This is a genomic window from Cupriavidus sp. GW823-FHT07B10 (genome assembly GCF_058794355.1).
The window spans coordinates 1-20964 of sequence record NZ_JBXAGS010000010.1; the positions used below are offsets into that span (position 1 = coordinate 1).

The following is a 20964-nucleotide window of genomic DNA, read 5'->3' on the forward strand; positions in this document are numbered from 1 at the left end:
CCCCCCCCCCCCCCCCCCCCCCCCCCCCCCGATACAGGTATTGCCAGATGTCCTCGAGGTTGCGGGGATCGCGCCCGATCAGGCACGGAATCACGTGCTCGTCCAGATAGGCCTGGACCGCCAGTTCCCGCCCGTTGAGCGTGGCATCGCCCAGGCCATGGACGCCTTCATCCGTCATCACCTTGACCGTGACAAAGTTGCGCCCCGGACAGGTGACAATGGTTTGTACCGATTCGATCTTCAAGTCGCCTTCCCCCGCGAGGTCAGTCAGTGAAATAGCTCTCCGGCGCCTGCTTGCGCAACGCCTGGAGGTGCTCGGTGATGTGGTTGATATGCGAAGCGACGCTGGCCCCGAGGCCCGCGACATCGCGTGCCGCCATCTGCGCCAGCATCTGCTCGTGCTCCTGCAGCGCGCGGCTGGCGTGGTCGGCCACCCGGCCCAGCAGCAGCCAGCGCACCCGGTCGAAATGCCGCTTGATGGGCTCGAGCATGGCCCAGACGTTGTGCCGGCCCGCAAACTCGAACAGCCTGCGGTGCATCAGCTCATCCAGCTCCGAGAACAAGTCGGTCTGGTTGCCAGCGACGGCGGCGCGCTGGCGCTCGACGATGCTGCCGAACTCCGCCAGTTGCTCGCTCGTGATGGACAGCGCCAGCTGCACGTGATTGGCGCATTCCAGCGTGCAGCGCACGAAGCGTCCCTCCTCGATCAGCGAAGTGCGCACCGGCGCAACGATGGTGCCGACCTGCCGGTAGATCTGCACTAGCTGCTCGTCTGCCAGCATGGCCAGCGCTTCACGTACCGGCGTGCGGCTGACCTCGATTGCCTGGGAGATCGCCGCTTCCGACAGCGCCATGCGCGGGGGCAGCGTGCCGCGCACGATGGCTCGCTGCAACATCGCATGGACCTGGGCGGTGTAGGAGCGGTCCTTTTCCAGCTGGAATCCAGCCAGCGCACGGGTCAGGACCTCTTCGGCATTGAAGGCTTCCTGGGAATTTTCGCGGACAAGCGAGATACGGGAGGCGCGCATTTGGGGTCGGTTATTTGAGTATCACTGCCATGGTAGCACGTCGCCATTTTCCCAATGGTTCGGCGTAAACCCGCATGGATTCGCCAAATACTCGCGACTACAGTGCACAACACCGCCGCACTACCATGGCAGCAACCAGAGAAATGTGAGCCTATATCGATATGCAGCCCATTTCCGCCACGGCAGCACGCCATCAGCGCCTCTCACAAGAAGCCCTTCTCAAGGTGCGTGCCGGGGTCGAGCGTCCTCGCTACGATCGCTCCGGCCTGGGCCGGGGCATCGTGCATCTGGGTCTGGGTGCATTCCACCGCGCCCACCAGGCGCTGTACACCGAAGCCGCCCTGGCGCAGGGCGATACCCGGTGGGGAATCATCGGCGTCAGCTTGCGCAGCCCCGCCACGGGCAACACGCTGCAAGCCCAGGACCATCTCTATTCGGTCACCGAGCGTCATGGCGATGCCAGCCACACACGGATCGTCGGTGCCGTGGTTGCGTCGCTGTATGCGCCACAGGCCCTGAAGCAGGTAATCGACGCCATCGCTGACCCGGCGGTCAGCGTCGTCACCAGCACCGTGACCGAGAAGGGTTACAGCCAGCTCCCGTCAACGACCGGGCTCGACCTCGGCGATGAAGACATCCGCCACGACCTGGCCAACCCGGAGCGCCCCCGCAGCACCCTCGGCATCCTTGCGGCGGGCATACGCCGCCGGCCGCGCGGCGCCCCGCTCAGCGTGGTGTGCTGCGACAACATGGCGGGCAACGGCGACACCTTGCGTCGGCTGCTTGCACAGTTCGCGGAACTGTCCGATCCAAACCTGCCACGGCGCATCGAGGACGAGATCGCACTGCCCAATTCAATGGTCGACCGGATCGTGCCGGCCGCCAGCACAGCATCGCTCGACCTGGCCAGCCGGCTGCTCGGCGTGCGCGACGAAGCCGCCGTCGTGTGCGAGCCCTTCACGCAATGGGTCATCGAAGACCGTTTCGCGGGACCACGGCCCGCATGGGAAGCCGGTGGCGCGCTGCTGACGACCGATGTCCGGCCTTACCAGGCAATGAAGCTGCGCCTGCTCAACGGCACCCATTCGGCAATGGCCTATGCCGGTCAGCTTGGCGGATTTTCCAGCATCGCAGACGTCATGGCGAATCCCGCTGCCGCCGCATTCGCGCGGGGCGTAATGCAAGACTTGCGCGCCACTGTTGCGGCGCCGCCAGGCTATGACGTCGACCGCTACTGTCGCGAACTGCTGCATCGCTTCGAGAATACCGCCCTCGCCCACCTGACCGCACAGATCGCGACGGATGGCACGCAGAAGATCCCCGTGCGCTGGCTGCCCGCCTTGCGCGAAAGCTGCAGCGCGGGCGTCGAACGGCCATTCCTTGAGCGTGCGCTGGCGATGTGGCTGCATTACCTGCGAACCGGCCGCAGCGACTGCGGCGAGGTACTTGCGATCAGCGACCCCGGCGCCGCGGCATTGGCCGATCGCCTGCGCAGCGCAGGCTGCGACGCCGATGCCGCGCGCCAGGCGCTCGGCCATGCCGCCGTCTTTGGCACCACGCCGTGGCCTGCGCCCCTTGCCGCCCGCCTTGCCGCTTACCTGGCGGCACTGGCAAACCGCGGCGCGGCGGCATTGCTGTCCATGCCGCCGCGCCAATAAGGCGCCAGATCTTTCAATACAGGAGCACACATCACCATGACTTTCTCCCTGACACGCCGCCAGTTCGGCGCCCTGGCCGCAGGCAGTCTCGCGCTCGCATTGCCGGTACGCCACGGCCTTGCCCAGGGCGCCGGCATCCGGCTCAAGTACGGCACGGCGTTTCCTGCGGACCATCCGGGCACACTGCGCATCAAGGAAGCCGCGGAGGCCATCCGCAAGGACACCGGCGGCAAGGTGGATCTCCAGGTGTATCCCGCCAGTCAGTTGGGCAGCGAGCCCGACATGATCTCGCAGACCCGCGCCGGAGCCATGGATTTCATGTCCACTGCCGGCACCAACCTGCAGACGCTGGTGCCGACCGCCGGCATCAACGGTGTCGCCTTTGCCTTCAAGGACTACGCCACGGTCTGGGCGGCCATGGATGGCGACGTCGGCGCGCACGTGCGGGCAGCGCTGGGCAAGGTCAACCTGCACGTGTTTGAAAAGTGCCTGGACAACGGCTACCGCAATATCACCTCGGCCAGCCGGCCGGTTCAGACCCCTGCGGACCTGAAGGGCTTCAAGATCCGCGTTCCCGGCATCCCGCTCTGGATCTCGATGTTCAAGGCGCTTGGCGCCGCGCCCACCGCCATTCCGTTCGGCGAGCTCTACTCCGCGCTGCAGACGCGGGTGGTGGACGGCCAGGAAAACCCGCTGGCCCTGATCCGCAGCGCCAAGCTGTACGAAGTCCAGAAGTTCTGCTCGCTTACCGCGCATACCTGGGATGGCCACTTCATCTTCGGCAACGCCAGGAAATTCCAGGCGCTGCCCAAGGAAGTGCAGGCGACCATCGCCACCCATTTCGACAGCGCGGCGCTGCGCCAGCGCGAAGACATCGCCAGGCTGAATGTCGATGCGCAGGCGGAACTGGGCAAGCTCGGCATCACGCTGAACCGGCCCGATCCCGCGCCCTTCCGCCAGTTGCTGCAAAGCGCGGGCTTCTACACCGAGTGGAAGAAGAAGTACGGCGAGGAAGCCTGGGCCAAGCTCGAGAAATACGCGGGCCGCCTGGCCTGACGCCATACCACCAGACTGAACGAGAAGCCGCGCCTCAGCGCGTGCCGCATGGAGACACGACGATGGAGCACACTGCCGAAACCTTCGCTGGCGCACCGCAGGAACCAGGCGCCGCCCTTGCCGTGTGGGGCCGCGCCATGCGCTGGGTCGTGGAGATTCCGGCCGCGCTGATCGTGCTTGCCGAGATCGCCATCCTGGGCGGTGGCGCCTTCGCGCGCTATGTCCTGCATGCGCCGATCCCCTGGACCGATGAACTGGCCAGCATCCTGTTCCTCTGGCTGGCGATGCTGGGCGCCATCATTGCGCTGCAGCGCAGCGCGCATATGCAACTGACCACCTTCATCAAGGACCTGGCGCCGGGCAGGCGCGCGTGGCTCGATGCCTTTGGCATGTGGCTGGTGGTGGCGTTCCTGCTGATGCTGGTCTGGCCGGCCTACGAGCACCTGAGTGAACACATCGAAGTCTCGTCGCCAACGCTGGAGATCAGCGAGGGCTATCGCTCCGCGGCGGTGCTCGCCGGCGCGCTGCTGATGCTGGCGACGGCCGTCATCCGGCTGGTCGCGCAGGCCGACTGTAAACGGGTTCTCGTCAGCGGCGTGGCGGTGGGCGTAATCGGGGCAATCTTGTGGGCCTTGTCCCCGGTGCTGGCAGAACTCGGCAACATCAACCTGGTGATCTTCTTCCTGCTGGTGCTGGTGGTATGCGTCGCCATTGGCGTGCCGATCGCCTTTGCCTTCGGCCTGGCCACCATGTGCTACCTGGCCTTCACCACCACGACCCCGCTGTCGATCGTCCCGAACCGCATGCAGGAAGGCATGTCGCACCTGATCCTGCTCGCCGTGCCGCTCTTTGTCTTCCTGGGCGCGCTGATCGAGATGACCGGACTGGCGCGCGCCATGATCAGTTTCCTCGCCAACCTGATCGGGCATATGCGCGGCGGCCTGCAGTACGTGCTGCTCGGCGCGATGTATATCGTGTCCGGCATCTCCGGCGCAAAGGCAGCCGACATGGCAGCGGTCGCGCCCGCGCTGTTCCCGGAAATGAAGCAGCGCGGCGCCAGGGACGGTGACCTGATCGGATTGTTGTCGGCGTCCGGCGCGATGTCCGAAACGATCCCGCCCAGCATCGTGCTGATCACGGTGGGATCGGTCACCGGTGTGTCGATCACCTCGCTCTTCATCGGCGGCCTGATGCCTGCGGCCGTGGGCCTGGTCATGATGGCCTGCGTAGTCTGGTTCCAGACGCGCAAGGAAGACATGAGCACGGTGGTACGCCCTACGCGCGCCGTGATCGTGAAATCGCTGCTGGTGGCCCTGCCGGCCCTGGCCTTGCCCGTGATCATCCGCACCGCGGTAGTGGAAGGCGTGGCCACCGCGACCGAAGTGTCCACCATCGGCATCTTCTACGCAGTGCTCGCCGGCATCTTCGTCTACCGGCGCTTCCACTGGGGCAGCATCTACCCGATGCTGGTCGATACCGCTGCGCTGTCCGGCGCGATCCTGCTGATCGTCGGCTGCGCCACCACAATGGCGTGGGCGCTGACGCAATCGGGCTTCGCCGGCGACCTGGTGAAGATCATGTCCGCCGTGCCGGGCGGCAAGACCGGATTCCTGCTGGTGTCGGCGCTGGCATTCGTCCTGCTCGGCAGCCTGCTTGAAGGCATCCCGGCCATCGTGCTGTTCGGCCCGCTTCTGTTCCCGATCGCAAAGATCGTCGGCGTGCATGAAGTCCACTACGCCATGGTGGTGATCTTCGCCATGGGCCTGGGCCTGTTTGCGCCACCGTTCGGCGTCGGCTTCTACGCGGCTTGCGCCATCGGGCGGGTCTCGCCTGACGTGGCCATGCCGCGGGTCTGGCCGCACATGGCGGCGCTGCTGGTGGCTTTGCTGCTGCTGACACTGGTGCCTTGGTTCTCGATCGGGTTCCTGTGAATGCAGTCTTTCGTGCACCCGTCGATGTCTGCCTGAAAAATCGTGTCGTTCCTTCCGGTTAGCCGATACCGGACCGCCGTCAGGTTTGGGCGCCGTCCGCGCCTCCAGCGCATGCCTGCATATAGCAGAACACCATCGCCGCGCGCGATCGGACACCGAGTTTGCAGTAGATCGTCTTGAGATACGAGCGGACGGTAAATTCGCTGATATGAAGCCGGCCCGCGATCTGCTTAGTCAAATAGCCCATGCAGACGAGTTGCACGATCTGCAGTTCGCGCACGGTCAACACGCTTCGCACATCGGGGACGGCGGGACGCGGCTCGCCGGCCGGCAGCGGCGCGGCCGCCGGCACGGCCACCGGATCAGCGATCAGGGCGTAATAGTTCCCCTCGAACTCGAACTGGGTAATCTCGCCTTCCCCGTACGCCCCCCCGCGTGGCGCACGCAGGCCGCCTACCTGCAGCAACCGACATCGCCGGCCGCCCAGTTCGACCTCGCAGACCTCTCTCCCCCAACTGCCCGACCGGATTGCCGCCGCCCCGTACCCGGCCGTGGGCGAATCCCCTAATGCGCTGTACGGTGCCAGCAGCGCCCCCCGGCGGAATCTGTGAAGCATGGTTTTTTCCTTCTTGTCGTTCCGCCTGGCAACACGACGACGAGCGAACGGCACGCCGGATGCCCGCATGACGGCACAGCTCAACTGCCGGCTTCGAGTCCGCATTCGTATCCATGCGCGCTGACAAGCTGCGTTCCCCTGAGTCAGGCTGCAGTGCCCCCGCTGCACTTTTCCCTGACACAGGCCGCTCGAAACTTCTTTGTTTTGGCATATGGCCGGTGACTTTGCAAGGAAAAAGCGAGAGCGCAAGCAGGCTACCCCATTCCGGCTACGGCAAGGCGGCACGCCCCGCCTTGCGGGCCCGTTGTGCCGTACCCCGATGCGCCGGTCCTGTCGCGCCCGGCCGGTCGCGCGAATCCCGCCGTGCCAGAGGCATCGGGCGATGCGGCGGGCACCTCGCCGCATCTAGAGTGGCCATGACAGCGGCATGACACACGGCCGCGTGGAGGCATGCGATGAGCGACCAATTCGACAATGACCTGATGGAAGACCTCAGTTTGGACGAATACGCCAGTAGCACGGACTACGGCGACACGGCCGACGACGCCGCCGATCATGCCGCGCTGCAATCGGGCTTGGCGCGGACCGCGTCCCCGTTTGACGAGGACGGGGGCGACGATGCTTTCACGGACGAGACAGATTCGGCCGATATGGCGGCCGCGCAAGACACCGACATCGGCGACCACATCGACCAGATGGCCGTATGGAACGCCTTCGAGGAAGAAGTAGCCGACGGCCTCGACGCCGCCGACGACGACGAATTTCTCGGCCGCCTGCTGGGCGGCCTCGGCCGCGCGGCCGGGGTGATAAGCCGCCAGGCCGGACGCATGCAGGGCGTCGCACGAAGGGCGGGCCGCGTGGCGGGACAGGTGGGCCGGGTGGCGCAGGCTGCTTCCCCCACCGCCAACGCGGCGGCCGCCCTTGCGCGCATGCTGGGCGCGCCGAACCTTGCGCGCGGCCTGCAAACCGCTGGCCGCCTTGCCGGGGACGTCAGCCACGCGGCGCGCCAGGCGCGCCGGCAGGCGGGCGCCCTCGGCACCCTTGGCGGCGGCACTCAGGACATGCTCGCGCAGATCAGCCAACTGCTCGCCTCGCAGGCCAGCGCGAGCCAGGGCATGGACGCGATGATCGATCTCTATGCCAACGACGGCATCGACGAGGCCCTGCCCGCAGCGGTGGCGCTCGCCACGCGAGCCGCCGCGCGCGGACTCGGCCTGTCAAATGTGGCGCAACTATCGGCCGCGGGCCGGCGGCAACTCGTGCGCGGCGTCGCCAGCGCGGCACGCGAACTGGTGCGCGCAGGCGGACCCGGGGCCACACGCGCCCTGGCACCGCTGGCGCGCGCCGCCACCCGCGTCGCACGCCAACGCCAGCAACCGCCGAACCAGGCCGCGCGGGCGCTGCGCCGTGGGCTGCCCCAGGCCGCGCGCCGCGTCGTCGCCAATCCCCGCATGCTCGATCGCCTGGCGCAACCCGCTCCCCCTGGGCCGATGGCCCGCCCCACAGGCATCGGCCGCGGCGTGCGCACCATCCGGCCGAGAAGACCCCGGACCTTCCACTTCGGCGGACCTGTGACGCTGACGGTCGCACCCCGCTGAGCCAATCACAACTTGAGCCGCACACCAAGGAGCACACCATGGACCGATTCGAGGCCGATGTAATGGACGAGCTGATGGATGAAGCCGCCGAGGGCCCCACTCGAGGCAGCGCGATGGACCTGATGCACGACGACGGGTACGACGAATCCGACGAGGGCAATGACAGCTACGACGAATGGGATGAAGGCGAGGACAACTTCGTCGGCCGCGTGCTCGCAGGCGGCGCGACCCAGTATGACGAAGGCGAGGACGAGGGCGATACCTACGAGGACGTGGACGGCATCGACTCCGTCGACGAATACGAGGCCGCCTACGACGAACTGGACGGCATGGAGGACGCCGTGGCCGATGCCATGGAAGCCGGTGACGCCGACGAGTTCTTCCGCCGCCTGCGGCGCATGGCGAGCGGCGCGGTCAATGTCGCGCGCCGCGTGGGGCAAGGCATTGGGCAGGCCGCGCGTGTGGTGGGACCGATCGCCAGCATGATTCCTCTTCCACAAGCGCAGTTGATCGGGCGCATCGCCAATGTGGCCGGGCGCATGCTCGCCGACGGCGCCGACGAGTATGAGACCTTCGACGAACTGGTGGATGGACTCGACGAGGATGCGATCGACGCCGCCGCGCCGGTGCTGGCCGGCATGGTGCTCCGCCGCGCCCTCCCCTCGGTCGCGCGCGCCGCGCCCGCCGTGCGTCGCGCCGCGGTGCGCGGCGTGGCCCAGGCGGTGCGAACGGCCACCCGCACCAGCGGCGCCCCCGCGGCACGCGCGGTTGCACGCGCGGTGCGCGCCACGCAACGCACAGTGCAGGCGCGCCAGCTGCCGCCGCGCGCCGCTGTGCGTACCGCCACCCGCACTGCGCAAGCCGTGGCACGGCGACCCCAGGCGGCGCGCCAGCTGTCGCAGCCGCTGGTGCCTGCGGCGCGCCGGGCCACGCCGCGCGGCCGCGGCGCGCAGGCCGCCGCGCGCACGATAGCGCCGTTAGCGCGCCGTGTCGCGGCAACCGGCCCGCGCGCCCAGTCCCGCAACTATGGCGGCCATGGCGTCGGCTGCCCACACTGCGGCGGCCGACGCATGCATGTGCGTGGGCCGGTGACCATCATCGTCCGTGGCGCATGAATCGTCGCCAGTGACACCGATCGGAACGGGGGCCGGCCATGAACCTGCAGCGATTCCTGAGCGCAAAGATTCGCGGCCTGTCCGCGCGCCTGTCGCGGCTGGCCCGGGTCGACAACGCCTTTGTCGGACTGCGCCCGCAAGACATGCCCCATGCGCCTTCGCAGCAACATTTCGACACGGCCAACGCGCGGCTGGCCCAGGCCGAGCAACGCATCCGCGCGCGCTTCGATCAGATCCTGCCGGACTGGCAGCAGAGGCCTGCGCAACGGGTGTTGATCGACGTGGCGCTGGTCGAGCGCGAACTTGACCGCGCGCGGCGGCTGTTCGGCATGTTCTACGAAGTGTTCGCGCAGCGGGGCACGAGCTTCGGCCCGTCGCTCGCCGCGCACGACGTCATCGCCGAAGACTGCTACCGCGCCGTTCGACGCGCCGCGCCACGCGTCTTCGATGGCCCGCTGCTCAAGCCGGTCTGCTACATGGAGCACGGCTATTCTCCCGCGACGATGCGCCGTGGCGTGGCGCTGTCGCGGCTGCTCGGCGAGGCCAATCCCTTTCCGCTGATCCGCATACCCTGGGACCGAGACCAGCCGTGGCAATCAGTCTTCCTGCATGAAGTCGCCCACAACCTGCAGGCCGACCTCGGCATCTGGAGGGAGAACCGCCAGGCCGTACTCAGGCGCACCATGGGCAAGACGCGCGATCCCTTCCTCGCCACCGTCTACGGCCGCTGGCACAAGGAGATCTTCGCGGACCTCGCGGCCATCCTGCTCGGTGGCCCGGCGGCGGCCTGGGGCATGGCGGATTTCCTCGCGCACCCCCAGCCGCGCACCATGACCTACCGGCCCGGCGGCGCGCATCCCACCGCCTACCTGCGTGTCTACCTGCTGGCCGAAATGCTACGCCGGCTCGGCTTCGCGCGCGACGCCGCACGGTTGTTACGGGTTTGGCAAAACCTGTACCAGCCCTCCGCCGGGCACCGCATACCCGCCGCGCTGATGCTGAGCGTGCCGCGCATCGTCCCGGACGTCGTCGACGAGATTGCGTTCCAGACGCGCCGCAACCTCGCCCAGCGCGCCCTGGCCGACATCATTCCCTTCTCGCGTGACGACGAGGCGGCCATTCGCGAAGGCGCGCGGCTGCTTGCGTCCGAACGTGAAACCGGACTGCCTCCCCGCCACCTCGTGAGCGCCGCGCACTACGCGATAGTGGACGGGCGCATCCCGCCGAGGCGCCTCGCGCACTGCGTGATCGGCCAGCTGAGCGCGCGCATGGCCTCGCGACGCCCGCGCGCAGCGCCGTACGAGCCGCAGCCTGCGCTATTGCACCTGGTGTCGTAGGCGCGCACGACAACACACGCATCACGCCGTTCAACGCAACAGAGGATCACCATGGCCTATCCCGCGATTCCCCAACCGGTTCCGTCCGGCTCCGACGGCAAACCCATGAGCATCGGAAACAGCCAGCGGCTCGCCTTCGATACCCTGCTGCGGCGCGAACTGAAGATCGGAGATCCCAACGACGCCCAGCAGATCGCGAGAGCATTGCTGGACCGCTACCAGTCCGACGCGCGCGCGCAGGGTATCGGCGGCGAGGCTCAGGGACTGCCGTTCCTGAATACCGCGGCTCCACGGCCCTCGGCCATCGCTGCGCCGGAGGCGACCGCGACCAATCTGGATCTGGATCAGGCCCGGGCGGATGTGGAGCAGGATCTGCAGCAACTGATCGCGAGCAACCTGACCAAGGACATCCGGCCAGAGCTGGAGGGGTGGCATCAGACCCTGTCCCTCACCATCGACGATGGCGTCGCGGCGGCACGCCAGTCCCTCGACCCCTACAGCCGGGACCGGGCTTTCGCCGCACGGCGGCGCCTGGGCGAATATGCCAGGCTGGCGCGGATGGTGGGCGCGCTGTCCACCGAGCTAAACGAAAGCTATCGCAATCTCGGGCAGAGCCTCGACGAAGTGGCTGCGGTGCTTCTGGTGTTGATGGGCGAGGCGCTCGCCAATACAGGCTTCCAGGGCGGGCGCACATTACTGCGCGTGCCCTACTCTGAACTGCAGGCGCGGCGCGACCAGGTGCTGGTGTGCCTGCGCAATATGTCGGGCGTGGCCCAGGAATCGCTGGACCAGAACACGATGCCGCGAGGCCTGGCCGCCTATCGCGGCCTGCACGCCAGTCTCGAAGCGCATGGCCAGTCGGACCTGCGGGCACTGCTCCACGAAGCCGACCTTTCCCGTGCGATGGACGAAATGATCCAGCTGTGTGCGGGAGGCTCGAGCGACGGGCTGCGCCGGGTCGGCGCGACCGCATGGAACATGCTCGGGCGGTTCTCGCGCTTCGTGCAGGTGACGCTGCACCTGCCGGTCCGCGACGCGCCACCGCTGCTGGCGTTTCAGGACGCCTTGCAGTTGTTCGTGGACGGCTTCCAGGCTTCCGGCGGCCTGCGCCTCCTGCGCATTGCGCGTCCCAGCGTACTGATGTATGGCCTTTACGGAGGGAGTGGCACCACCTTTGCCGAGCAGCGTCTGATGAATCTGGTCAGTCTGCGCGGCAGATTTGCTTCGACCATCGACTGTGTCACCCGTTGCGACTGCGACCCCGATACGCTCAAGCTGCAGGTCCTGCTTGACCGTGTCCTGCACGATCTCGACCGCGCAATCGATCTCTACGCCAACGGCACCGAAGAGTTTGGCATGCCGGAACAGCGTGCCGCCGCCCACGCCATCTTTGCGCTGGCGCTGCGTTACCCCGATGTCTGGCTCGATGCCGCTGCACCGATGAAGGACATCACCAATCCCGACAACCCGACGGGCGCAATGCTGTCGGAAATGGCCGCACTGCTGATCCCGGCAGGGGTCAGCTTCGCCGCCCCGCAGGATCCGGTCATCCCCGCGCCCCAATGGCGTGTATGGGACAAGCACACCATTGATCACTTCGATCTGACGGGGCCGGCAGGACCGACACCGCTCGCCTGGCTGATGCATGGCGAGCTTGTGCTCCAGCTGCAGGCCGAGCGCGCACTGCGGCCCATCGTCGAACAGATGACATCCGGCTGCATTCCGGCCTCGGATATGCTTGCAGATGCGACGCTCGCCCCCGTCTATCACAGTCCGCCACATATGGGGACCTTTGGCAATATCGGAATGCTGCCGGGATACCAGCGCGGCGCGTTGATGATGATCGAGCAGCGCGTGCCCGAGTGGCACCGGCGCAACCGCGACTATCGCGAGCACGCCCCGCAGATTCCGCCGCATCCGGACGGCTCGATCGATCGTATCGCGCACGAGTTGGGGGAACGGAATCGCCGGCGACTCCTTACGCCGGGCACGTCCGCCGTGCCGCCCGCCGCTGCCCCCGCCCCTCTCACTCCCGGTGCGGCTGATGCCTTCGACGGCACCGAAGGTACTGGCGCCGACGGTAGCGGAGCGGGCCCTGCGGGTCCCGACGGCGGCCCTGCCAAGGCCTGACCCCCGACGACGGAGCGCATCATGAACTTCCAGACCACCGAAACCATTCAGCGCCTGTGGGAGACCTTTCTGCAGGAGCAGCTGGCCAGCCTGCCGCCCGACCAGCGCGACGCCTTCGCCTCGCAGTTCGAGCAGCGTTACTCTGAACTGTTGTCCAAACCCAATGGCAGCGGGGAGGAAGGCTTCTTCGATCTGCTCGGCCTCGGTCCGCAGGGGGCAGTCGGCTTCGAGAAGATCGGGTATCCCTATGTACAGCCTGACTTCGACGATTCAATCATCCCGAGCCAGTTGCATGCGGCTGCCGAGCTGTACTTTATCTATCAGCACGAGCGCATGAAGATCTTTGAGGTGGTCGAGACCCTGCTGCGCTTGTTCCGCCTGGGGAAGATGCGCATCCAGCGCGGCCCCGGCGCGCGCGGACTCTATCTGCTCGAAAAATGGCGGCCACTGCGCTACACCCGGCAGGACCGCATGGTGGCCTATCGGCGCGCCTTCAACTATGGCACCGCGCAGGCCCCGGCCGGCGCAGTGGTCAACCGCAATTTCCATCGCCAGATGGTCGGCTTCATGGTGGCGATGGGCCAGTACTTCCGCGATCTGCTGATCGGCGAAGTCATCCGGGGCGGACAGCTGATCGACCAGCGTCCCTTCGGCAGCGTCGGCACCATCCAGCGCATCGGGCTCGACCTGCGCTATGCGCTGGACCGGTCTACCTACGGCAATATCTTCGCGCTCGCGATGGAAACCGGGCATTACCTGATCCAGGTGCTCAAGCTGCTGGATTCGCCCGACATCAAGAAGGCCTTTGACGCCAACACCAAGTGGGATGTGGTCGAGATCGTCTCGAATCGCTATCTCGGCGGGGTGGCCGAGCCCTCGCAACGGGCCAAGATGGCCGAAAGCGGCCGGCGGATCCTGCAGTTTGTTGCGGACAATGATTTCAAGACCGCAACCGATCCGATCCTGTTCCAGAGCGTGGTGCGGCCCATGGGCGCGCACGCGGAAGCGTGGGTCGCCGCGTACCGGATGACGCCCGAGGGCCGAGGATTCCCCGGCGTGACACACGCGCTGAACAGCGTGCTCGGCGTGCCGCAGGCTGCGGCCTGACCGTGGCGCGCCGTACATTTGCGCATCCCTGACCGCGGCTGACACGGAGACGCCCCGCCATGCATGCTGAGGACATGATCGTATCGGTACGGCAACGCAAGCTCGCCTGCATCCTCGATCCCGCGCTGGTGCTCGGGTCGCCCTGGGGGCCGAGCCTGGCGTTGCGGCTCACGCGGGTGCTGGAGCCCTGGCTCACGCGCGCGTTCTGGCAGGTCATCGATGCGAGCGAGATGGTACTGCCAGGCCTCTCGGCCAACGGCGCGGCACTGGACAGCGGCGGCGCCGTGCCGAGGCCGCTCGAACCCGCTCTGATTGCGTGGATCGCGATGCGCGACTGCACCGATGCCGCGTCGTGGCCGTTTCGCTGGGTCGGAGACAACGTGGCCGGTTCCCAGCTCGGCGACGCTGCCGACCATGCCGTGGTCGAGCGCTACGAGGTCCTGCTCGACGCCCTGCTGCGCCGCTGCGAGGGGGCAAGGCCGGCGCTCGGCCCAATGCCCTCCCCCTGGTGGGATCCGCTCGCCATCGCCCTCGACACGCTCGCACTCTCCGCCACGCTCGATGCCGCCATCGTGCTGACCACGCTTGATGGTGACGGCGCACCGTGGCCGGTGCATGCCCTGTGGCGAAGCGGCGTCGACGTGCGGCATCTGGACCCGCTGCCTTCCGAATCCCTGTTCGGCGCCGAGCGCTCGCTGCTGCGCGACGCACTGGCAGCGGCAGGAGTGGCCGGGCTCGCCGAACGCCTGCCCAGGCTGGCCGCGCTGCATGTAATGGCGTCGTCGCCGCACCATGCTTGCGTCGATGGCCCGCTGGTCGGGACCGGCCATCATGCCGACCCCTGGCAGCAAGCCACCGCCTGGTGGTATCCCCTTTGCCCCACTCCGGCGATCGGCACACCGGCCCCGCAAGGAGCCGAAGCATGAGCGCAGCAATCGACCAGTTCGTCGACGCCATGCTTGACGATGCCGTTCGGCACTGGACGCGTGAGCGCGGACGCGCCGGGGATGCCGACCCTGCCGTCGGCCGCAACGAATGCCTGCCGGCCTCGCGCGCCCGGCATCTGGCATGCCGTGATCTGGCCGCCGCCGAGGCCCGGCCGCGCGGGCAGCGTCCGGCGCTCATCGTCATCAATAACCTGCGTGGCCGTTGCGCCGAGCAGATCCTGGTCGAACGCCTGTGCCTGCGCGGCTTCGATGTGCGCAACCAGCTCCGCATCGGCCCGCGCAGGGGCGGCTCGGTGCTCGATCTCACGCCGATGCCGGCTGCCCCCAAGCGCCTGCCGGCAGGCCTCGAAAGCAAGCTGCTACACGCAACCGATTACCGCGACGCCAACGGACGGCTACGCCTGAGCCATCTTGCGCGACAGGTGGTGCGCGACGTGGACCAGGTGCGGCGCCATATGCGCCAGTCCCGGACCAGCGCCGTGCCCGGGCTGCCGCAGCGCGTGCGCCTGTTCTATCAGGTCAGCGGACGCGTGACCGATGCGGAGCTGCACCATATCGCGCACACCGTCTACGACGCCGTCGCGGCCGAGAACCGGCGCGCGCCGGGACAGCCGCAGATCGCCGCCACCGTGGTGCGCAGGATGCGATAGGAGATGGCACCCATGTCCCGCCCGATTCCGCTCGTCCAGCAAGCCCTGTCCCGTCCGGCCGGCCGCGACGGTGCACGCCCCGTTCCCCGAATCAATGCCGACGAACTCGTGGCGGTGTCCGTCCTTGGGCAGATCGCGCATCCCGTGGGGCGCGCCTCGCCCTACCGCATTGGCTACGACGGCGTGCCGCGCGTCCTGCCGGGTACCGGCGGCATCGTGGTCAATAGGCGCATCGGCGATCCTTGCGTCGGGTTGGCGGGCGACCATATCGAGCCGGGGGTCGCCCTGCACAACAACGGGCGCGAGATCGTCGGCCCACGCGACGGACCCAACAGCGCCCTGCTGACCTATGCCTGCGTCGGCAATCCGGCCCGTGTGGTCAACGGAGCGTGCGCGGGCCGGACTGGTGTGGTGACGGGCAAGCACGGCGGCGTCAACCACGTGCTGGTGGACTTTCCCACGGAGGTGCTGGTGCGCCTTTGCATCGGCGACCGCATCCAGGTTCTTTCGCATGGACTGGGATTACGACTCCGCGACTACCCCCGAATCGAAGTCCTCAACTGCTCGCCGCGCCTGCTGGCGCGATGGGGCCTGCTGGAGCGCGATGGCCAGCTCCATGCGCCGGTCACGCATCTGGTGCCGGCGCGCGTCATGGGCTCCGGGCTGGGAAAGAACAATGCATGGCGCGGGGATTACGATATCCAGCTGTCGGACCGGCAGGCACGTGAGCGCTACCGTCTGGGCAGCCTGCGCTTCGGCGACATGGTGGCGATCATCGGCGCCGATACGCGGCGGGGGCCGCGCTACGCCAATGACCGCGTGACCATCGGCGTCGTGGTACACGGCGACAGCACGGTCAGCGGGCACGGCCCGGGCGTGACGCCGCTGCTCACAGGCCCCGCCTCGCTGCTGCGGCCGCTGCTCCGCCCGCAAGCCAATGTAGCCGAAATCCTCGGCGTGCGGCGAGCCGCGCCGCCACGTACCCAGCTGACACTGCCGGAGCGCGACCGGCGCGTTCGTTGCGCGGTGCCAGAAGCGCCACCGCGGCTGGCGTTCGCCACGCGGTAGGGCGAAGGTTCTGGTGCAAATACGAAACGCGGGAAGGTCGCGACCCGGTTGTCGGACATCTCAGCAAGCGGAAGCATCGCCATCCAGGCGGCACGCCTCTGGCCGCGGCCGTGCAGGCGCTGCTGCCGCTGTGTATCACGCATGCGCCCGGCTACATGCTGGTGGGCGACGTGGCGATCGAGGACGTCACGCTTACGCCGTAGGCATCCTCGACAACGTGAGCGCAGCCACGATGGTGCTCACGATGATCTCCACCGGCGTGCCCGGTCCGAAAATCCCCTGCACGCCGCACTGGCGCAGCAAGCGCCTGTGGTCTGCCGGAACAATGCCGCCGACGAAGACCGGCACTTCGAGCGCACGCTGCCGCAAGGCGTGTAGCAGCGCCGGCAGCAGATCCAGATGCGCGCCGCCCAGCGTGGAGATGCCGATGGCATCGAAGTCGCCATCGCAAGCAGAAGACGCAACCGCCTCGGCGGACTGAAACAGCGGTGTCAGTTCGACCGCGAACCCGGCATCCGCAAGCCCGGCCGCCACCGCTTTCGCACCGCGGTCGTGGCCGTCCTGGCCCAGCTTGGCCACGAGGATCCGGGGCGCGCGGCCGAGCCGCTCGCGCAGCGCACTGACGCACTCGCAGGCCGCCAGCCATTCCGTGTTGCCAGCGCGAGCCGTGCCGTACAGCGCAACGTCGTAGGACGCCCGGACAGTATGGCGCGGCCAGACCTGGAGCAGGGCCCGGGTACATTCCCCGACCGTGGCGCGGCAACGCATGGCATCGATCGCACAGGCTAGCAGGTTGCGGCCGCCGTGCCTGGCGGCCCCGGTCAGCGCCGCCAGCGCATGCCTGGCCGCGGCGTCATCGCGGCGGCTGCGCAGCGCGTCCAGGCGGCGTGCCTGTTGCACGCGCACCTGGGTACCGTCGATCTCCAGGCATTCCTGGCCATTGTCGTCGGGCTCCTGGTAGCGGTTGACACCCACCACGACCTCTTCCTGCGCATCGAGCCGAGCCTGCGTCCGCAGCGCGGCCTGGTGGATGCGCCGCTGCACCCAGCCGGATTCGAGGGCTGCCAGGATGCCACCCTCAGCGTCGATGTGCGCCTGCACCGCGCGAACCTCCGTCACCATGCGGCCGGTCAGCGACTCGATCAGGTAGGAGCCCGCCCACGGGTCCGCCACGTCGCACAGGCCAAACTCATGCTGGAGGATCAGCTGCGTATCGCGGGCCAGCCGCGAGGCCTGCGCGCCCGGCAAAGCCAATGCCTCGTCAAAGCCGTTGGTATGCAGCGACTGCGTACCACCGAAGATCGCGGCCATCGCCTCGATCGTGGTGCGCGCGACATTGTTGAGCGGCTGCTGCGCGGCGAGGGTCCAGCCCGAAGTCTGGCAATGCATGCGCATGGCGGTGGCGCGCGCGCTGGTGCCGCCCAGCTCGCACACGATGTCGTGCCACAGGAGCCGCGCGGCGCGCAGCTTGGCGATCTCGACGAAGAATGGCTTGCCGACGCCGAAGAAGAAGCTCAGTCCGCCGCAGAATGCATCGACATCAAGGCCGCGCTCTCGCAGCAGGCCGACATAGGTCCTGGCATTGGCCAGTGTCAGTGCCAGTTCCAGCACCGGATCGGCGCCTGCTTCCTGGAAGTGATAGCCCGAGATCGACATGCCGTTGAACTTCGGCGCATGCGCGGCCAGCCATTCGACCACGTCGGTGGCGATGCGCAGCGACGGCTGCGGCGCATGGATCCAGGTGTTCCGGACCATGAACTCCTTGAGGATGTCGTTCTGGATGGTGCCGCGCAGCTGTTCGAACGGGACGCCCGATTCCTCGGCCGCGACCAGGAACGCTGCCAGTACTGGCAGCACCGCACCACTCATGGTCATCGATACCGACACACGGTCCAGCGCAATGCCATCGAACAGGCGCCGCATATCGTCGACCGAGTCGATGGCCACGCCGGCCATGCCGACATCGGCCTGCGCCAGTGGATCGTCGGAATCATAGCCGCGATGGGTCGGCAGGTCGAAGGCCACCGACAAGCCCTGCGCGCCCTGCTTCAGGGCCTCGCGATAGGCGAGGTTCGACGTCACGGCGTCGCCGTATCCCCCGTACTGGCGGATGGTCCATGGCCTGCCGCGGTACATGGAGGGATAGGGGCCACGAACGAACGGGGCCTCGCCGGGCATGCCGCCCAGGTGGCCAAGACCAGTCAGGTCGCCGGACCCGTAGACCGGCTTCAGCTCAAGGGCGCCTGCCGGGTCATCCCGTTTCGCGTTCATCGTTGCCTCCACCGCTTCTGCGTGACCACATCTGCGATCTTCTCGCCGTCGCGGCTGCGCCGGATCTCACACCAGTGCGTCAATCCTTCCTCGTCCTCGCGCAGCGCGGAGAAGATCAGCTCCAGCGACTCGCCGACATTGACGTTGCCATGGAAGAACAGGTCCCGCGCGAACACCGTGGGCGGATCCGCGTCGCGGCGCCATTGCCATTCCGCGCGATCGACCATGGCCTGGAAGCTGGCGAAGTACAGCAGGTCGGCGCCATTGAAGTCGTTGCAGGGGCACGGCAGGTACTCGGCGGCGTGGCAGACGCGATGCCGGGCCTGATCGAGCCCGAGATGCGTACCCCAATCGCCGCAGCGAAATCGCCGCGCCAGCAGCGACAGTTCCGCCGCCTGTGCCGACGGGCCGGCGCCGGCCCACTGCGCGGCCACGGTCGGCATGGTGCGCACGACCGAGCGGTTGTCCCGCTCACGCGTGCGGCGGATGAAGGTGGACAGCATCGTCACGCTGGCGCGGCAGTCCCCATGCATGTCGACCGCATGTTCGCTGAGGTGCTTCACGCCACCCGCTGGCACGATGTGCGAACCGATGCTGAACCCGGCGTGCTCGCCGACCGTTTGCGGCGCGGCATCGCGCACGCGGATCGCGGTGAACGCCGCATACACCGGATTGCCCTCGGCATCGCGGAAGTCCGGCACCCCCAGGCCGGCGCCGGCGGCCAGCAGGCGCCAGTGCAGGTCGCCGCAGGTCTTCAGCAGCCAGTTCTCTGACAGGCCGGTGTATGCCAACTGGGGCATGCCGGCCACATGGCGCGAGACGACGGCTTCCATGTCAGGCGGCCAGCGCGGTGTCGGCCCGGCCTGCGGCGACCAGGGCGGCCAGGTACTCGGCGTCGCGCGCGATGCCGGAGAATCGCCCCGATCCCCACGTGTGCAGCCAGGGCAGGCCAAGAAAGTACAGGCCGGCGTGTGCGGTCACGCCACGTTCGTGGCCCGGATAGCCGCGGCCGTTGAACACCGGCACTTCGAGCCAGCTGAAATCCGGCCGGAAGCCGATGCACCAGATGATCGAACCAATGCCGGCTGCCTGGGGATCGAGTTCGGTGCGCTCGGCCGGCGGCGTCCACACGGGCTCATAGACGCTCGGCGGCGACGCCTCGATACCTCGCTCCGCGATGAACTTGTCGATGCTCGCGTTGATGCGGTTGTAAGTCGCATCGGCATCGTCCAGGTTGCGACGCAGGTCCGGCGCAAAACGCAGTTGGCCTTCGAGGTAGTCGTCGAGCAAGCCGTAGAGCTCCATGCCCTCAGTGGCAAACCTGCGCAGGTCGATATCGCGCCCGCCGTCGCGGCCGGTGACATAGTGATTGGTGTTGTCGCGAACGCCCTCGCGCAGCGGATGCTCGGTGACCGGCAGGTCGTAGTATTTCATGTCCGCGAGCCAGTCCACGACGTCCCGCCCGCGATAGAAGCGCGCGCAGCGCGGCGCCTCGCCGACGGCCAGGTACACCTTGCGGCCGGCCAGGTGCAGGTCTTCCGCAATCTGCGCGCCCGACTGGCCCGAGCCAACCACGAGCACCGCACCCTCGGGCAGCGACTCGGGATTCCTGTATTCGGACGATTGCAGTTGCCGGACCGACGCCGGCAGGCGCTCGGCCATGCGCGGCACGATCGGCGTGTGATAACCGCCCGAGGCCACCACCACCTGGTCTGCGGTGAATGCACCCTGGCTCGTCACCACGGCAAATCCCCCCTGAGCGCGCGCCTTCACTTGCCGTACCTCGGTGTGCTCGAGCACCGGTGCGCCGACCGTCCGGATAAAGCCATCGAGATAGGCCGTGATCTCATCCTTCTTCATGAAGCCGTGCGGATCATCACCCTGGTAGGGATAGCCCGGCAGCGCGCATTGCCAGTTCGGCGTCACCAGGCAGAACGCATCCCAGCGTTGCGTGCGCCAGGTATGCGTGACGGTGTGCTTCTCGATGATGAGATGATCGATGCCGGCCTGCTTCAGGAAGTAGCTCATCGATAGTCCGGCCTGGCCGCCGCCGACAATGATGACGCCGTAGTGCCTGGGTTCTGCGGCCTGGTCCGGATTGGTGTAGATGACGTTGGACATGTTGGATCCTTTAAGGCGAGGAATTTGAAGAACGGCTAGCTGCCAAAGCCGAGAAACCGGACGGTGGCGCCGTCCTGGCCCCGGAACCGCTGCGCGGCGATTTCCAGGATGCGGAGCTGGTCCATCGCGGACGAGCAGGCGTAGCCATACCTGGCACGCACCCGCTCGGAAGCGGCGCCCAGCGCGGTACGCGCGCGCTCGACGAACTCGTCCAGCGGATACGCCGCCCCTTCGGCAAAGTGCTCCGTGACGATCGAGGATGGGGAATAGCAGGCCATCTCGGTCTGGTCAGGCCAGCGGATGCGGAAATAGGTAACTGGCATGGCAGGTC

General features: G+C 67.6%; 17 protein-coding genes and 1 pseudogene. 11 read left to right on the plus strand and 7 right to left on the minus strand.

Annotated elements, in window-relative coordinates:
* Positions 1 to 244: pseudogene (locus tag AC1Q6V_RS20500) on the minus strand (bifunctional D-altronate/D-mannonate dehydratase); the annotation flags it as partial.
* 19 nt (positions 245 to 263) lie between these two features.
* Positions 264 to 1028, minus strand: a complete 765-nt coding sequence (locus tag AC1Q6V_RS20505) for a GntR family transcriptional regulator (protein WP_011615407.1) — start codon at positions 1026 to 1028, stop codon at positions 264 to 266.
* Between the two features lie 161 nt (positions 1029 to 1189).
* Here AC1Q6V_RS20505 and AC1Q6V_RS20510 point away from each other — a divergent pair, with 161 nt between their 5' ends.
* The 3 genes from AC1Q6V_RS20510 to AC1Q6V_RS20520 all read left to right on the plus strand — a co-directional run bounded on the left by AC1Q6V_RS20510 (position 1190) and on the right by AC1Q6V_RS20520 (position 5673).
* On the plus strand, positions 1190 to 2686 hold the full coding sequence (locus AC1Q6V_RS20510) for a mannitol dehydrogenase family protein (protein ID WP_010809551.1): 1497 nt from the start codon (positions 1190 to 1192) through the stop codon (positions 2684 to 2686).
* 36 nt (positions 2687 to 2722) lie between these two features.
* Positions 2723 to 3742: a TRAP transporter substrate-binding protein gene (locus AC1Q6V_RS20515; RefSeq protein WP_439670574.1), complete on the plus strand. Its 1020-nt coding sequence runs from the start codon at positions 2723 to 2725 to the stop codon at positions 3740 to 3742.
* 62 nt (positions 3743 to 3804) lie between these two features.
* On the plus strand, positions 3805 to 5673 hold the full coding sequence (locus tag AC1Q6V_RS20520; protein WP_454751393.1) for a TRAP transporter large permease: 1869 nt from the start codon (positions 3805 to 3807) through the stop codon (positions 5671 to 5673).
* Between the two features lie 79 nt (positions 5674 to 5752).
* On the opposite strand, the gene AC1Q6V_RS20525 is transcribed toward AC1Q6V_RS20520, so the two are convergent.
* Complete coding sequence (locus tag AC1Q6V_RS20525; protein ID WP_010809554.1) at positions 5753 to 6289, minus strand: response regulator transcription factor; 537 nt, start codon at positions 6287 to 6289, stop codon at positions 5753 to 5755.
* Between the two features lie 455 nt (positions 6290 to 6744).
* Between AC1Q6V_RS20525 and AC1Q6V_RS20530 the strand changes: the two genes are divergently transcribed.
* From AC1Q6V_RS20530 to AC1Q6V_RS20565, 8 genes are read left to right on the plus strand one after another with little or no spacing between them, the layout of a single operon-like run.
* Positions 6745 to 7887, plus strand: coding sequence for a hypothetical protein (locus AC1Q6V_RS20530; protein ID WP_058698647.1), 1143 nt, complete (start codon positions 6745 to 6747; stop codon positions 7885 to 7887).
* Between the two features lie 38 nt (positions 7888 to 7925).
* Positions 7926 to 9002 (plus strand): serine/threonine-protein kinase, encoded by a 1077-nt coding sequence (locus AC1Q6V_RS20535; RefSeq protein ID WP_136227771.1) that lies wholly within the window; start codon positions 7926 to 7928, stop codon positions 9000 to 9002.
* A gap of 38 nt (positions 9003 to 9040) precedes the next feature.
* A complete protein-coding gene (locus AC1Q6V_RS20540; RefSeq protein WP_010811756.1) occupies positions 9041 to 10339 on the plus strand; it encodes a hypothetical protein in 1299 nt (432 codons plus the stop codon).
* 51 nt (positions 10340 to 10390) lie between these two features.
* Positions 10391 to 12469: a hypothetical protein gene (locus AC1Q6V_RS20545; RefSeq protein WP_011615415.1), complete on the plus strand. Its 2079-nt coding sequence runs from the start codon at positions 10391 to 10393 to the stop codon at positions 12467 to 12469.
* A 21-nt stretch (positions 12470 to 12490) separates the two neighbouring features.
* On the plus strand, positions 12491 to 13576 hold the full coding sequence (locus AC1Q6V_RS20550; protein WP_010811754.1) for a hypothetical protein: 1086 nt from the start codon (positions 12491 to 12493) through the stop codon (positions 13574 to 13576).
* A gap of 59 nt (positions 13577 to 13635) precedes the next feature.
* Positions 13636 to 14502: a hypothetical protein gene (locus tag AC1Q6V_RS20555; protein ID WP_011615416.1), complete on the plus strand. Its 867-nt coding sequence runs from the start codon at positions 13636 to 13638 to the stop codon at positions 14500 to 14502.
* Complete coding sequence (locus tag AC1Q6V_RS20560; protein ID WP_010811752.1) at positions 14499 to 15173, plus strand: hypothetical protein; 675 nt, start codon at positions 14499 to 14501, stop codon at positions 15171 to 15173. Before AC1Q6V_RS20555 ends, AC1Q6V_RS20560 begins: the two co-directional genes overlap by 4 nt.
* A gap of 12 nt (positions 15174 to 15185) precedes the next feature.
* Positions 15186 to 16241: a DUF4438 domain-containing protein gene (locus AC1Q6V_RS20565; protein WP_136227772.1), complete on the plus strand. Its 1056-nt coding sequence runs from the start codon at positions 15186 to 15188 to the stop codon at positions 16239 to 16241.
* Positions 16242 to 16433: 192 nt separating this feature from the next.
* Here AC1Q6V_RS20565 and scpA read toward each other — a convergent pair whose 3' ends face one another.
* The 4 genes from scpA to AC1Q6V_RS20585 are packed head-to-tail and all read right to left on the minus strand — an operon-like array spanning position 16434 to position 20956.
* The gene (gene scpA, locus AC1Q6V_RS20570) at positions 16434 to 18512 is read right to left on the minus strand and encodes a methylmalonyl-CoA mutase (protein ID WP_454751082.1); all 2079 of its coding nucleotides are present in this window, start codon (positions 18510 to 18512) and stop codon (positions 16434 to 16436) included.
* On the minus strand, positions 18509 to 19345 hold the full coding sequence (locus tag AC1Q6V_RS20575) for a Pnap_2097 family protein (protein ID WP_454751081.1): 837 nt from the start codon (positions 19343 to 19345) through the stop codon (positions 18509 to 18511). Before AC1Q6V_RS20575 ends, scpA begins: the two co-directional genes overlap by 4 nt.
* Position 19346: 1 nt before the next feature.
* Positions 19347 to 20633: an MSMEG_0569 family flavin-dependent oxidoreductase gene (locus tag AC1Q6V_RS20580; RefSeq protein WP_010811747.1), complete on the minus strand. Its 1287-nt coding sequence runs from the start codon at positions 20631 to 20633 to the stop codon at positions 19347 to 19349.
* A gap of 35 nt (positions 20634 to 20668) precedes the next feature.
* Positions 20669 to 20956: an MSMEG_0570 family nitrogen starvation response protein gene (locus tag AC1Q6V_RS20585; RefSeq protein ID WP_010811746.1), complete on the minus strand. Its 288-nt coding sequence runs from the start codon at positions 20954 to 20956 to the stop codon at positions 20669 to 20671.
* Positions 20957 to 20964: the final 8 nt, after the last annotated feature.

Coding starts and splice junctions, on each gene's coding strand:
- AC1Q6V_RS20520 (WP_454751393.1), top strand. CDS start 3,805: ATGGAGCACACTGCCGAAACCTTCGCTGGCGCACCGCAGGAACCAGGC.
- AC1Q6V_RS20510 (WP_010809551.1), top strand. CDS start 1,190: ATGCAGCCCATTTCCGCCACGGCAGCACGCCATCAGCGCCTCTCACAA.
- AC1Q6V_RS20555 (WP_011615416.1), top strand. CDS start 13,636: ATGCATGCTGAGGACATGATCGTATCGGTACGGCAACGCAAGCTCGCC.
- AC1Q6V_RS20545 (WP_011615415.1), top strand. CDS start 10,391: ATGGCCTATCCCGCGATTCCCCAACCGGTTCCGTCCGGCTCCGACGGC.
- AC1Q6V_RS20580 (WP_010811747.1), bottom strand. CDS start 20,633: ATGTCCAACGTCATCTACACCAATCCGGACCAGGCCGCAGAACCCAGG.
- AC1Q6V_RS20560 (WP_010811752.1), top strand. CDS start 14,499: ATGAGCGCAGCAATCGACCAGTTCGTCGACGCCATGCTTGACGATGCC.
- AC1Q6V_RS20550 (WP_010811754.1), top strand. CDS start 12,491: ATGAACTTCCAGACCACCGAAACCATTCAGCGCCTGTGGGAGACCTTT.
- scpA (WP_454751082.1), bottom strand. CDS start 18,512: ATGAACGCGAAACGGGATGACCCGGCAGGCGCCCTTGAGCTGAAGCCG.
- AC1Q6V_RS20505 (WP_011615407.1), bottom strand. CDS start 1,028: ATGCGCGCCTCCCGTATCTCGCTTGTCCGCGAAAATTCCCAGGAAGCC.
- AC1Q6V_RS20525 (WP_010809554.1), bottom strand. CDS start 6,289: ATGCTTCACAGATTCCGCCGGGGGGCGCTGCTGGCACCGTACAGCGCA.
- AC1Q6V_RS20535 (WP_136227771.1), top strand. CDS start 7,926: ATGGACCGATTCGAGGCCGATGTAATGGACGAGCTGATGGATGAAGCC.
- AC1Q6V_RS20585 (WP_010811746.1), bottom strand. CDS start 20,956: ATGCCAGTTACCTATTTCCGCATCCGCTGGCCTGACCAGACCGAGATG.
- AC1Q6V_RS20575 (WP_454751081.1), bottom strand. CDS start 19,345: ATGGAAGCCGTCGTCTCGCGCCATGTGGCCGGCATGCCCCAGTTGGCA.
- AC1Q6V_RS20530 (WP_058698647.1), top strand. CDS start 6,745: ATGAGCGACCAATTCGACAATGACCTGATGGAAGACCTCAGTTTGGAC.
- AC1Q6V_RS20565 (WP_136227772.1), top strand. CDS start 15,186: ATGTCCCGCCCGATTCCGCTCGTCCAGCAAGCCCTGTCCCGTCCGGCC.
- AC1Q6V_RS20515 (WP_439670574.1), top strand. CDS start 2,723: ATGACTTTCTCCCTGACACGCCGCCAGTTCGGCGCCCTGGCCGCAGGC.
- AC1Q6V_RS20540 (WP_010811756.1), top strand. CDS start 9,041: ATGAACCTGCAGCGATTCCTGAGCGCAAAGATTCGCGGCCTGTCCGCG.